This window comes from Thermanaerothrix sp. (assembly GCF_056331585.1).
In genome coordinates this window covers 17,458-30,676 of record NZ_JBWGPQ010000035.1, presented here as the reverse complement: position 1 = coordinate 30,676, position 13,219 = coordinate 17,458, and the positions used below count along the sequence as shown (strand labels likewise).

At 52.9% G+C, this 13,219-nt stretch carries 12 protein-coding genes and 1 pseudogene; 6 read left to right on the top strand and 7 right to left on the bottom strand.

The features are described from left to right. Positions 1–197 precede the first annotated feature (197 nt). The 4 genes from AC01YT_RS11230 to AC01YT_RS11215 are packed head-to-tail and all read left to right on the top strand — an operon-like array spanning position 198 to position 3,895. Positions 198–1,331: a pyridoxamine 5'-phosphate oxidase family protein gene (locus AC01YT_RS11230; RefSeq protein WP_476675486.1), complete on the top strand. Its 1,134-nt coding sequence runs from the start codon at positions 198–200 to the stop codon at positions 1,329–1,331. A 10-nt stretch (positions 1,332–1,341) separates the two neighbouring features. Continuing rightward, positions 1,342–2,121: a heme ABC exporter ATP-binding protein CcmA gene (gene ccmA / locus AC01YT_RS11225; protein ID WP_476675484.1), complete on the top strand. Its 780-nt coding sequence runs from the start codon at positions 1,342–1,344 to the stop codon at positions 2,119–2,121. Then, positions 2,102–2,857, top strand: a complete 756-nt coding sequence (locus AC01YT_RS11220; RefSeq protein ID WP_476675482.1) for an ABC transporter permease — start codon at positions 2,102–2,104, stop codon at positions 2,855–2,857. The genes ccmA and AC01YT_RS11220 overlap by 20 nt, the downstream gene beginning before the upstream one ends. Before the next feature lie 24 nt (positions 2,858–2,881). Then, a complete protein-coding gene (locus AC01YT_RS11215; RefSeq protein ID WP_476675480.1) occupies positions 2,882–3,895 on the top strand; it encodes an ABC transporter substrate-binding protein in 1,014 nt (337 codons plus the stop codon). Between the two features lie 54 nt (positions 3,896–3,949). Here the strand turns inward: AC01YT_RS11215 and AC01YT_RS11210 are convergent, their stop codons facing one another. The 7 genes and pseudogenes from AC01YT_RS11210 to AC01YT_RS11180 all read right to left on the bottom strand — a co-directional run bounded on the left by AC01YT_RS11210 (position 3,950) and on the right by AC01YT_RS11180 (position 9,681). Continuing rightward, complete coding sequence (locus tag AC01YT_RS11210; RefSeq protein WP_476675478.1) at positions 3,950–5,146, bottom strand: ABC transporter permease; 1,197 nt, start codon at positions 5,144–5,146, stop codon at positions 3,950–3,952. Positions 5,147–5,157: 11 nt separating this feature from the next. Further along, positions 5,158–6,438 (bottom strand): ABC transporter permease, encoded by a 1,281-nt coding sequence (locus AC01YT_RS11205; RefSeq protein ID WP_476675476.1) that lies wholly within the window; start codon positions 6,436–6,438, stop codon positions 5,158–5,160. 11 nt (positions 6,439–6,449) lie between these two features. Next, positions 6,450–6,668, bottom strand: a complete 219-nt coding sequence (locus AC01YT_RS11200; protein ID WP_476675474.1) for a hypothetical protein — start codon at positions 6,666–6,668, stop codon at positions 6,450–6,452. Continuing rightward, positions 6,656–7,231 (bottom strand): ABC transporter ATP-binding protein, encoded by a 576-nt coding sequence (locus AC01YT_RS11195; protein ID WP_476675488.1) that lies wholly within the window; start codon positions 7,229–7,231, stop codon positions 6,656–6,658. Before AC01YT_RS11195 ends, AC01YT_RS11200 begins: the two co-directional genes overlap by 13 nt. Positions 7,232–7,306: 75 nt before the next feature. Beyond that, positions 7,307–7,500: pseudogene (locus AC01YT_RS11190) on the bottom strand (ATP-binding cassette domain-containing protein); the annotation flags it as partial. 160 nt (positions 7,501–7,660) lie between these two features. Continuing rightward, positions 7,661–8,632, bottom strand: coding sequence for a glycoside hydrolase family 130 protein (locus AC01YT_RS11185; protein WP_476675472.1), 972 nt, complete (start codon positions 8,630–8,632; stop codon positions 7,661–7,663). Continuing rightward, positions 8,629–9,681 carry a LacI family DNA-binding transcriptional regulator gene (locus AC01YT_RS11180; RefSeq protein WP_476675470.1) on the bottom strand — a complete coding sequence of 351 codons (1,053 nt, stop codon included), beginning with the start codon at positions 9,679–9,681 and terminating at the stop codon, positions 8,629–8,631. Before AC01YT_RS11180 ends, AC01YT_RS11185 begins: the two co-directional genes overlap by 4 nt. 398 nt (positions 9,682–10,079) lie before the next feature. On the opposite strand from AC01YT_RS11180, the gene AC01YT_RS11175 reads away from it, so the two are divergent. Then, complete coding sequence (locus AC01YT_RS11175; protein ID WP_476675468.1) at positions 10,080–11,111, top strand: LacI family DNA-binding transcriptional regulator; 1,032 nt, start codon at positions 10,080–10,082, stop codon at positions 11,109–11,111. 183 nt (positions 11,112–11,294) lie between these two features. After that, positions 11,295–13,097, top strand: coding sequence for an ABC transporter substrate-binding protein (locus AC01YT_RS11170; protein WP_476675466.1), 1,803 nt, complete (start codon positions 11,295–11,297; stop codon positions 13,095–13,097). The last annotated feature ends 122 nt before the right edge of the window (positions 13,098–13,219 follow it).

Genomic DNA, 13,219 nt, shown 5'->3' with positions numbered 1-13,219 from the left:
GCCGCATTCACCCTATCAAAGAGCCTGCTTCTTCAGGCTAAGTGGCGAAGGTATTGGTTAAATACGCGCATATATCTCTCGTCGAGCATTATTAATCTTCTCGTGGCTTTAATAAATCACACATTACTTTGTTATCCTCTTGACGATTTACAATAGTCCAATATAATATACTAAAGTCCTAAAATAGAGACTACAACATGAAAGACTTAACCCTTGCCCGCAGTGCCGAACGCACCCTGCGCTTAATTGAAACCATCCTCGCCCACCCCGAGGGGCTAACCCCCCAAGATTTGATGCAAAAATTGGGGCTCTCGCGTTCCTCGCTCTTCGTCCTGCTCAAGACCCTCAAAACCCTGGGCTACCTGGACCAATCCGAGAAACGCGGGCGCTACCTGCCCGGCCCACGCCTCTTGGCCTGGCAGGCGCGCGGTGATCTCAGCCAACAGGAACTCCTGGCCGCCTTCTATCAGGAAAGCGCCCAAACCGCCTGGCCCGAGACGCTGGCTCTGGTGGTGCCCATCTCCGAGGGACTGCTCGTCCTGGCACAAGCTGAGGGCAGTCATGAGACCCGCCGCGTGTTCCAGGTGGGAAAAATTTACCCGTATTTAGAAGCAGCCCAGGCCCTGTTCGCACCCTCTTCCACCCCCCTGACCATCGAGGAGGGTATGGTGCTAGCCCAATCGAACGAGACCCTTGATCTGGCTGCACCGATCTGCCCGGATGGCTTTCAGCCCCGCGCGGCACTGCTTCTGAGTGCGCTGGCTTATCGCTGGCAGCCACAAACCCTGCTGACCCAGATGGGCCCCGAGTTACGTAACCTGGCAGCGCGCATTTCTTACCGCCTGGGGGCCCTCACCTATTCGCCTTTCCAGCCTCAACCCGATCAAGACCTCCAACCCCTGGAGCCCCTTACGCCAGCTCAAATGGAGGCGTTTCTTCGCGGTCCGGTCTCGGCGCGGCTGGCCTGCGTGCGTCCCGATGGTCAACCCCACGTCATACCTCTCTGGCAGGAGTGGAACGGCCACGCATTCATGGTGATCGCCTGGCAGGGCTCACGCTGGCCTGAATATGTTCGACAAAACCCCGCCGTTTCCTTGACCATTGACGAGCCCTGGCCACCGTTACGCCGCGTCGTTGCCCGCGGACAAGCCAATCCGGTCACCGATTTAACGCCACAGGATTTGCATCGCTTGCTCAACCGCCTTGGCCGGCGCTATTTGGGGCGCGACTTGGCCCAACCCTACCTGAACCAAGTGGCCGAAGTCTTCCGCATTGACGTAGAGTACCTACGCGGCTGGCGCGGCCTCACTACCGCTCTCACTCCACCCTGATCTCACGCCTATGGATATTCACCTGAAGGGCCTGACATTCTCTTATCCCAACCACACCCAAGCGGTCTTGCAGGGGCTCACCCTTGATATCCCCTCTGGGCAATTCGTCGCCATCATCGGTCAAAGTGGTTGCGGTAAATCCACCCTACTACGGCTGCTGGCAGGGCTACTCTCACCGACACACGGGCATATCGCCTTTAATGGGACTATCTCCACCGGTCCTTCTCAGGCTCACACTGTGGCTTGGATGGCTCAATCCCCGGCTCTATTGCCCTGGCTCACCACGTACCAGAACGTTGCCCTTGCCCTAAAGTTTACGCGCACCGGTAAACCGCCCCTGTTGAGCCCTGAAGAAGCCCTCGACCGCGTTGGTTTAAGTCAGTATGCCCACGAATATCCGCATCGTCTTTCGGGTGGTATGCAGCAACGCGTCGCCCTAGCCCGCTTATTGGTCCAAGGGGCGCCGATTTGGCTAATGGATGAACCTTTTTCGGCGCTGGATGAACTGACGCGAGAGAATCTCAGCAATATCTTGCTCGATCTCTGGCAATGGTTAAAACCCACCATCCTGTGGGTAACCCACCACATTTACGAAGCCGTCAGGCTTGCTGATCGTATCCTGGTGCTCTCACCCCGCCCGGCCCAAATTGTGGCAGACCTCGAGATTATACTTCCTCGCCCCCGCGACGAAAATCACCCCCGATTTAGCGCCTATGTCAACCAACTCAGAAAATCACTTTTCTCCTCCAATGGTCAGGAAGGTACTTCCAATGACAGGTTCATCGCGTAGTAAACTGTTCACCTGGGGACTTATTGTGGGCGCCCTCTCTATCTGGGAGGTGGGCGTTCGAGTGGGGAATGTTCCCCCCTATCTTCTGCCCGCCCCTGGCCTCATCCTCCACACCCTGGCACAAAACTTTTCCACCTATCTTCAGGCGTCGTTGATCACTTTTGGTGAAGCCCTGCTGGGCTTGTTGATCGGAACCTGTGTAGGGATTCTCATCGCTATCCTGGTTACGTTTTGGCCAGGTTTGGAACACGGCGTTATGAGTCTGGCCATTTTGGTCAAATCCACGCCCCTCGTAGCCATCGCTCCCCTGCTGACCATTTGGTTGGGGTTCGGCTGGCAACCCAAAGTTATCATTACCGCCTTGGTGACCTTTTTTCCCGTGTTGGTCAACGTTCTGGTCGGGCTCCAAACCATCACCCCTAGCCTGTTGGATTTATTCCACGCCTGGCGAGCGAACCGCTGGGAACTTCTATGGCATCTGCGATTGCCTCACAGCCTCCCGTACGTATTTGCCGCACTAAAAGTCAGCACCCCTCTGGCATTGATCGGCGCCATCGTCGCCGAGTGGACTGGTGCTTCGGGAGGGTTGGGACGCTTGATGTGGCTGGCCTACACCAATCTGAATCTCCCCCATTTATTTGCCGCTATTTTTATCCTGGCGGCGGCGGGAATGCTCCTCTATCAGGGAACGACCCAGGCCGAAAAACGCCTGGTGTTTTGGTACACCTCATCCTAATCCTGTCACGGAGGTCACTCACCTATGAGACATCGTCCTTTCTTCCACTTTTTCATTCTTCTTTCGATCTTTCTGACGATTGCCTGTCAGCCCTCAGCACCGCTTACAACCCCTACCCCACCCCGCACTGCGCTCACTTTTATGGCCGGATATAAACCCCAAGCCAATTTACCTTTCGTGGGGGCTTATGTGGCCAAAGAAAAAGGTTATTTTGAAGCCGAAGGATTAGATGTCACGATCGAGCACTCGCCCGGGCAAGGGCAACACCTCCAATTACTGGCCGCCGGAAAAGTCCAAGTCACCACCCAGGATGCCGCTGTGTTATTACAGCGCCGTGCCGACCCTGGCCTGCCTTTGGTTTCCATCGCACTGATCGGACAGCGCGGCCAACAAGCCTTTGCCGCGCTCAAAGAGTCAGGCATGGTCACCCCCAAAGACTGGGAAGGTCATCTGGTGGGATATAAAGGCACCCCACCCCCGGATCTCTTTGCCTTGCTTCATGCCGCAGGAGCCGACGTCAATAAGGTTAATCTGGTCAATGTGGGGTTTGACCCACGCGTATTGGTTGAGGGCAAAGTGGATGTTTACCCTCTTTTCAAATCTAATGAACCCTTTTTACTGCGCTCCTGGGGCTATGAGATCACACTGTGGGACGCAGCAGATTACGGTGTGCCCACGCTTGGACTGACCTATGTCACCACTGAATCCTTGCTCCAGGAACAACCTGACGTTCTGGCGCGCTTCTTGCGAGCGGCACTGCGCGGGATTGAGTTTGCCGCCCAACATCCTGATGAGGCCGTTCAGATTGTGTTGAAATACACCGGGCCAGAGACCAATCCGGATCATATGCGTTACATGTTGGAAACCGAATTGAAGGATGCTCAGAGTGATATCACGCGCGAGCATGGCTGGGGCTGGCAGACTCAGGAACAATGGCAAGCCTTGGCAGATATGCTTCATCAGTACGATATCTTACCCTCTATGGACGTCACCAAAGCCTTTACCACCCGCATCCTGGAAATGGTAAAATCGCGGTAACTTAATTCGGTAACCCAATTTTTAAGAGCCCCGCGATCCCGCGGGGCTTTTTTTCTATGTCTCTTGCGCTTGCTTCATTCGCCAAATTCCTAAGGCGAAGAAGACCACTGCAAATCCGGTTAAAACCACCAGGTGGGGAAACAGGTCCTGCAGGGTACCCCCGCGCATAAGATAGTTGACCATGCCTTCCAGAGCCCAGGTGGTCGGAAGTACATGAACGACGGTTTTAACCGATGCAGGGAAGAGCTCCAAGGGATACCAACATCCACCCAATAGCGCCATCACCATGCCCATCAGGATACTCAGGTTATTGGCTTGGGCTTCGTTTTTAACCCATGTTCCCATGAATACGCCAATCGCCCCCGCTGCCAACGCCGAGGTTAGCAACAACAAAACCAACGTCAAAGGATCACGCATCCAAGACAATTTTAGAACTAGCACCCCAAACCCCACCAGCAATCCCATCTGGATCAGAGCCATCAATACCTGACCGCCGATGGTACCAACCAAGAAAACAGCCTGAGAGGTGGGTGTAGTCATCACCCGGGAGAGCGTGCCGGTATTGCGCTCATACGCTAGCAGTGCCGAAATTCCAAAGAGGGGGATGAAGACCCAGGTAATAAGTTGACCGGCCGAGGCTTGGGCGCGCGGATCATAAACCGGAGCACTCGAAGGACGAATTACCTCTAAACGGTCTGGGACTTGTGCCCATAACGAGCGAGCCAGATGGCTGGCTTCAATGACGTATTGCTGGCGTTCTGCCTCCGTCTTAAACACACCATACTGTTCGGCCAACGTCACCGCCGCATGGGCGGCCTCAAAAGGCAGGCTCTCCCCACCAACTGCCGCCTGGATTGCACGTTGCACCGCCAAGGCGCGCAGGTTGTTCGGTTGTTGATAAAGTAAAAGCCGGACTTTTTCACCGTGCATCAATCGCTCTACGGTAAGGTCAGGCGGCAGGTATAACCAAAAGGCCACTTTGCGGGCTAAAAAGCGTTCCTCGGCTACAGCGCGGCTCACCACTTCCAGTCGCAAACCCGGTGCCCCCTTAAGAGCCTCCACGATGCGGGCGGAGATCTCATTTTTGGCCTCATCTACCACCGGAAGGGAAACCTTTCCATCCGAACCATACTTACCCATACCCAATACAAATGTGAACAGCACGGGTAGAAGAATGAAGAATAGCCATTCGCTGGGCGAGGCAAAGCGCAGCAAAATGTCTTTACGGACGATGGCAAGAATTTGGCGCATGACTCTCCCTCTTAAGCCTGAGAAAAACGGCGTGAGCGCATCAAGATAACCCCTGCCAGAGAGATTAAAACAACCCCCATGAGTGCCAGGGCCGACAAAGGTCGGACGATCTGGCTCAGGGAGCCGCCCGCAGCCAAAATGGCATACCCGTCCATCCCCCACGCATTAGGGGTCATACGGCTTAGGATATACACCGTAGACGGCATATCACCCAGATCAACAAAACTACCACCCAACAAACCAAAGATCAACATCAGCGCTGAGCCCACCGAGGCAACTTGAGCCGGCGTGCGAGCCAATGCAGCGATGAGCAATCCCCAACCCACCGCAGCCAATGACGCACATAGAATTAACGCAAGGACTCCAAAGGCATCACCCCAATTCAAGGCAAAAAGCCAGGTTGAGATGCCAATCAACAATATCTGCTGTACTACACCGCTCAGGTAAACCCCAATACCTTTCCCCACCAAGATCTGAAACGGGAGGATTGGGGTGAGCATCAAACGCTGTAATGTCTGCTGCCGCCGCTCGACCAATAGAGAACGCGCACCAAACGTTGCGGTGAACACCAAGAAGAACAGCGCCATCCCCGGTGCCATAGAAGCCATTACATTAACATCTCGGAGTTGGGTGATTTCCCCCTCGGTAACGACCACCTGGATCAATTCCTGTTCCGCACCCGACCGCGCCAGAGATTCGCCCCAAGTGCGTCCAATGTCTTCGGCTTGTGCGGGTTGAATCACGCCGTTCGCCACCAACGGCACAATGGCCGTCCAGCCCAGGATGCGCCCTTTTTCCACCCGAAAGAGGAACGCACGTACAATGCTTTCGAGAATCGCAACGCTGTTGGGGCGCCCGGGATTGGCATAAATCTGAAGGGTGACATTAGGCGATGACGAAGGGAACCATGCTTGCCATTCCTCTGCAGGGCGAATCAAACTCTGGGTAAAACCGGTCGGGATAATAACCGCTGCCGCAGCTTGGTCTTTTTCAACCTGTTGCTTTGCTTCTACTAAATCCGAAACAAGAATGGGCTCGAGTAAGGGATCCAACTCCGGGGAAAAGAGCACATTCACCAAGGCATTTCCCAGAGTTTGCCCATCATAATTTACAATCACCACAGGGATATCGCTAGGGCCACTGGATGAATTTGCGCCCCCTCCCACCTGACCACTGATCAGCCCCATCCCAAGCGTCAACAAGAATGGCCCAATCAAGATCATCAATACGGTTGACCGATCACGAAAGATCAAGAGCAAATCCTTGAACGCAATGAGCAGAATCCGCCGCATCCTCGTCCTCCCTAATCCCTTAAAGCACGCCCGGTCAGTTTTAAAAAGACGGTCTCCAGATTGGGTTTGCTGATCTCGACGCTGCGTATGCGCACGCCATGCTCTAAGCACACGGCGATGAGATGGGGCAGGATTTCTTCTGAGGTACGGGTGAGCACTCTTAAACGATGATTCTCTTGGATCACATTAACCGCGCCCGGCAAGTGATGCAATGCCTCTAAAGGTAGCACAGGTTCATATCATCCTCAAATGTCAGTACCAGGGTGTCATGTTCATCCACTTGCTGTAAAAGTTCGAATTGTGTTCCCAGTGCAATCAACCTTCCATGATCCATAATTCCAACCCGATGAGAGAGCTCCTGAGCTTCTTCCATGTAGTGAGTGGTATAAAGGATCGTGATGCCCTCACGGTTGAGCGACTTGACAAAGTCCAGAATTGCGCGGCGGGACTGCGGGTCAATCCCCACCGTGGGTTCATCCAGAAAAAGTACCCGGGGACGATGTAACAGACCTGCGGCCAAATTAAGACGACGTTTCATCCCTCCCGAATAGGTACGCACTTTCTGATTGGCTTTTTCACTCAATCCCACCTGTTCCAGGGTTGAGTGAATCCGTTGACGTAATTCCTTGTCTTTCAATCCATACATTTGCCCCCAGAACCATAAGTTTTCATAGCCGCTCAGATCTTGATAAAGCGCAATTTCCTGGGGCACCACCCCAATCAAGCGGCGTACTTCCGAGGGATGCTTTAGGATCGAATAGCCGCCAATCCAAGCCTCGCCCGAGGTGGGCAACAATAACCTTGATAAAGCGCAATTTCCTGGGGCACCACCCCAATCAAGCGGCGTACTTCCGAGGGATGCTTTAGGATCGAATAGCCGCCAATCCAAGCCTCGCCCGAGGTGGGCAACAATAACGTGGAAAGGATTGAGATTGTGGTGGTTTTCCCCGCCCCATTGGGCCCAAGTAGGCTAAAAATTTCACCTTCCCTCACCTCGAAATTAAGGTCATCTACTGCGGTCAGATGAGCGAAACGCTTGGTAAGATTTTGCACCTGGATCATCACACCTCCCGACATAAGGAGCGGAAAGACTTCACCAATTCATATCTACGCGGTTTCGAATTAAGAGTTGCATGTCTGAGTAAATAAAACAACCAAGCGACGATCATTAGTTACCGCCTAGTCACTCTATCCTAAAATAACGTAAAAGGTTAAAAGAGATCTAAACGTCGCTGGTGGACTTCACAAAATCCACAACCTCATCCAGGTAAGCAAAGGCCAATGCCGTAACCGTATCGGCTGCCCCATAATAAATTGCTAAACGACCTGTGGGAGAATCATAGAGCGTTGCACAAGGAAAGACCACATTGGGCACATCGCCCACACACTCATAAAGGGTCTGCGGAGACATCAGATAGGGGCCTCCCCGTGCAATGACCTTCCAGGGTTGATCGAGATCGAGCAACGCCGCGCCAAAGGAATAAACAAAACCATTGCACGAAGTAAGCACCCCATGATAGAAAAGCAACCAACCCTCACGGGTTTCAATTGGGATTGGACCAGCACCGATTTTTGTGCTTTGCCATCCCCCTTTAGGGCTCATCACAAAGCGATGTTGCCCCCAATGGATGAGATCCGGGCTTTGACTGACGAAAATATCTCCAAAGGGCGTATGTCCACGGTCACTTGGGCGGCTCAGCATCATGTAATAACCTTTGATTTTGCGTGGGAAGAGCACCCCGTTGCGGTTATAAGGGAGAAAAGCGTTCTCCAAGAAGTAAAAAGTTTCAAAATCAAACGTGTATCCCACACCGATTGTAGGGCCATGATATCCGTTGCACCAAGTGATGTAATAACGATCTTCCAACCACACTACGCGCGGGTCATAACGATGTTCGAAATGGGCTAGTTCTGCATCCTTATATTGCCAGATGATCGGGGCATCATCCAATTGCCACCGAATGCCATCCTCACTAAAGCCACGATGTAAATTCATCTCGCGTTTTTTGTTATCACATCGGAACACCCCTGCAAAACGATCCTTGAAGGGCACAACGGCGCTGTTAAAGATGCTGTTAGAAGAAGGAATAAGATTACGGGGAATAATGGGGTTGCCGCTGTAACGCCAAACGACATCCGAGCACCCGGCGGGACGATCTTCCCAGGGGATGTTAGGCAAAGCAGATATAGTCATGGCTTGATCATCTCCTTGTGCATGGTTATTGTCGTCACCGATTCCCGCTCCACCAAAAACGGATGAATGAGCAAGGTCATCCGCGCCGCATCGGGGTATTGGCGTCGCAGTTCCACCAATTCCACTGCAGCCCGTCCCATGGCTAATGTATCTACGTGTAAGGTGGTCAGCGTTGGATGGGTGTGGGTAGCAATATACGTATCGTCATAGCCAACCACCGAAAGGTCTTCCGGCACGCGTCGTCCCAGGCTTTGAGCCGCCCGAACGGCAGCATTGGCTACTTCATCATTGAGACAGAAAAGAGCCGTAATTTGGGGATGAGCCTTGAGCAGCGCAATAGTTTCATCATATCCTCGTGAGCGGCTGATATTGAAATTAGCGATGTAGGTGTGCGAAATTCCGTGTTCTTTGAGCGCGCGTAGATAACCATTGCGGCGATCCCGCAAACTTGGATAGCACCGCTCTTCCCCACCGATCAACCCAATATGCTGATGCCCACAATTCAGCAAAAATTCCACTGCCTGATAGGCCGCGCGAAAATTATCCGAGAGAACGGCATCAAATTCTTCACGAACCGCATAACTATCCACTAGCACGACCGGGCCAGTATATTGAGCCAATAGTTCCATAAAAGCCGCGCTCACAAAGACCCCAACCAGAAGAAGAGCCTCGGGATTACCGCTAAGCCATTGGGAGGAAATTTCCAGGGGTTGGTTATTTTCATCTACCGGCAACGAAGCAAACAACAAATTGATCCCTTTGTAGCGACAAGCCTCCTCAATTCCCAAAATCACCTTGGAATAAAACGGATTTGCTTGTGGGGCTAAGTCTGGATCTAATTTAACCAGCATACGCAGGGTGGAAAGAGGGGATTCGCGATCTTTGGGAGAAGAAGAGTTGATCGGATATCCCAATTCTGCCGCCACTGCCAGCACCCGTTCGCGCGTTTTCTGAGCCACACCGGGGCGATTATTCAAAACCAGAGAAACGGTGGAAACCGAAACACCGCAACGATGAGCAATTTCCGCAATTTTCACTCTTTTGGTCATCACCGAGTCGGGCTCTAAAGCATTTAAAGGGTTTTTATAATTCTATTCACAATGCGCCTAAAGTCAAGCCATATATCCATAAAATTTTTCCAAAATTTTTATAAATCCGAAAGTTTCCCCTCGCCTCGACAGAAATTCCCATCTCATTTTTCATCTTCCCTTTCCTGGTAATCCAATTTACCTCTTAGCACTTGAGGAATTGAGGCCATCTAAACCCTGGAAGCCCGATTTTTCCCTCTCCCTGCCTCTAGAACAGTGCAACTAAAATTTTAATTTACCAATTTTTAGTCCAACCCAATTGACTTTTGTTCATAATTTTTCTATAATGAAACAAATTGGGAGCGCTTCCAATATCATCATGCACTGGCGCCCCCAGTATCACCAACCGCAGGCCAACCATGTCCAACCTGACCCTGGAAGATATTGCCCGACAAGCCGGTGTCTCACGTTCCACCGTCTCACGCGTCCTCAATGATCATCCTAATGTACGCGAGGAAGTACGGCGGCGCGTCCTAGACGTTATTCGCCAAACCGGCTATCATCCCAATGCGGCTGCGCGCACGTTGGCTTCTCAGCGCTCTTTCATGCTGGGCTTGGTGCTACCGCGGAGTGTTAGTTCATTCTTTAGTGACCCCTACTTTCCCCGCCTAACCCAGGGGATTGCCCAGGCGTGTAATCACTACAATTACACCCTTGCCCTCTTCTTAGTGAGTAGCGCCGAGGACGAGGCCAAAATTTACCCGCGCATCTCGCGGCGCGGGCTGTTGGATGGCATTTTGCTTCAATCCGGCCAAATTGGGGATCAATTGATGGACCGTTTGCTGGCCTCAAACATTCCACTAGTGGTGATCGGCCGTCCCTTCAACCCCAATGGCGTCAGTTACATTGATGTAGACAACGTTAATGCCGCTTACAATGCTGTCAGTCATCTCATTCGCCTAGGGTACCAGCGCATTGCGACCATTGCCGGACCTGACAACTCGACTGTTAGCATAGATCGCAAAGAGGGTTATGCCCGAGCATTGCAAGAACGTGGGCGAAAAATAGATTTTTCCCTGATCGCCGAGGGGGATTTCACCGAGACAGGGGGCTATTATGCCATGCAAAGCCTGCTCCCGGCACGACCGGATGCCGTCTTTGCCGCCTCAGACGCTATGGCTATCGGTGCAATGCGCGCCATTCGCGAAGCCGGCCTGCGCATCCCGGAGGACGTTGCCATGGTTGGCTTTGACGATTTACCCTTTGCGGCGACTGCCACACCCCCTCTTACTACCATACGCCAGCCCATTGCACCATTGGGATTTAAAGCCGTTGAAATTTTGCTCGACTTAATCGAAAACGGCGCTCAACCACCACGGCGAGTCATTATGGATACCGAACTGGTAGTCCGTGATTCATGTGGCGCCCTCAAACGCCGCAGTCCGGGGTAAATAATGAAATTTCTTGCCTCAAACTGGGAGCGCTCTCAACAAGCAGCATATCTTCAAAAAATTTTAGAGGAGGTGATTAGCCGGGAGGAGATGTTCATCACGAGAAGTCCATAAAATTTTCCACACTTCATCTCAATGCAGATCCCTACATGTTCGTGAATTGGAAGAAAGGAGAAAGGAACTATGCGTAAGCTTTTCCTATCTGTCTTCACTGTGCTGATCCTGGCCAGCCTGCTTCTGGCGGCTTGTGGACCAGCAGCCACCCCCACTCCCGAGAAGATCATTGAAACCGTGGAGGTGGAGAAAACCGTCATTCAAACCCAGGTCGTTGAGGTAACACCCACAGGCCAAGCCGCCCCAACTACCTACCCGCGCAATGAAACCATCTACGTCAGCGGCGCCGCCTGGGGGCCCCCCTCCACCTGGAACCCCTTCCAGCCAGGAATGTTGGCCAACGCCACCGGGACCATTGGGTTCGTCTATGAGTTTCTGTTCAACTACGACCCTCTGACGGATAAGTTCATCCCCTGGCTGGCCGAAAAAGGCGAGTGGACCGACCCCACCACCTATGAAGTCACCCTACGCAAAGGCCTCACGTGGAGTGATGGTCAGCCCTTGACCGCCGAAGATGTCAAGTTCACATTGGAATTAGGTAAGAAATATCCCGCCCTGTGGTTCTCCCCACTTTGGACCAATACCGGCCTGACCGATGTCACCATTGTGAATGACACCACGCTCAAGTTGACCTTCAACGACCCACTCTACCAGGAATGGGAGAATTACCTCTTCAACCTGCCTATCGTCCCCAAACACCTGTGGGAGAATCGCACCGAAGAAGAAATTACCACCGGTGCGAATGAAAAGCCAATTGGTTCTGGCGCCTATCTGTACCTTACCCACGCCGAGGATCGCAACGTCTGGGTGCGTAACGAGAACTGGTGGGGAATCCCCATCTTCGGCAAACCGGCACCTAAATACATTGTGGATATCCGCGTGTCGAGCAACAACGTTGCCCTGGGCATGGTCGTTAAGGGCGAACTGGACCTGAGCAACAACTTCCTCCCCGGCATCGCCACCCTGGCTGAGAAGGGCTACGTCAAGACCTTCTATGAAAAAGCCCCCTATATGCTCTCGGCCAACACCGCCGTGCTCTTCCTGAACACCACCAAGAAACCCATGGATGATCCGAAGTTCCGCCGCGCCCTTGCCTTCGCAATCGACGTGCCATCCATCGTTAACGTGGCTTACGCCAATCTGGTCAAGGCCGCCAGCCCATCCGGTTTGCTACCTACGATGAGCAAATATGATGATCAGGACGTCATTGCTCGCTTGGGTTACACCTTCGACACCGCTAAAGCCAAGCAGATGCTGGCCGATGCTGGATACAAGGACATCAATGGCGACGGTTTCGTGGAAGCGCCGGATGGCTCCAAGATTGAACTACAGGTAACCTGCCCGAATGGGTGGACCGACTGGATGGCCGCTATTGACATTATCGCCTCCAGCGCACAGGCCGCTGGAATCAATATTCAGGCTGCCTACCCCGATTACGGTGCATGGAACACGGCCCTGCAAGGCGGCACCTTTGACATGACCCTCAACAACTGGGCTCAGATGAGCAACACCCCTTGGACGCTCTACAACTTGCTTTTCCGGCATCCAATCCAGGAGCAGATGCAAGCCGGCAACTTTGGGCGCTACGTCAATCAGCAAATGTTCGATCTGGTAGATGCGCTAGCCCGCGTGCCAACCACGGATGAAGCTGGAATGAAAGCCGCGACCAGCAAAATCCAGGAACTCATGCTTACCGAGATGCCTGTAATTCCGCTGTGGTACAACGGCCTATGGGCACAGTGGACGGAGACCACCTGGACCAACTGGCCTAACGAGAAGAATCCGGTCTCGCTGCCCACTACCTGGTCCGGTTACTGGCAGATGGGTGGTCTGCAGACCCTGATCAACCTGAAGCCGGTGGCGCAACCTTAAACGACACAGCCCGAGGGATGCCGCTTCCTCTTCTTAGGGAAGCGGCATCCTAACCTCATGTTTTTACCTCAAAACCATTTTTACCCGCTAAAATATTTTTACCCTCACGCCCCCAGGAGCCC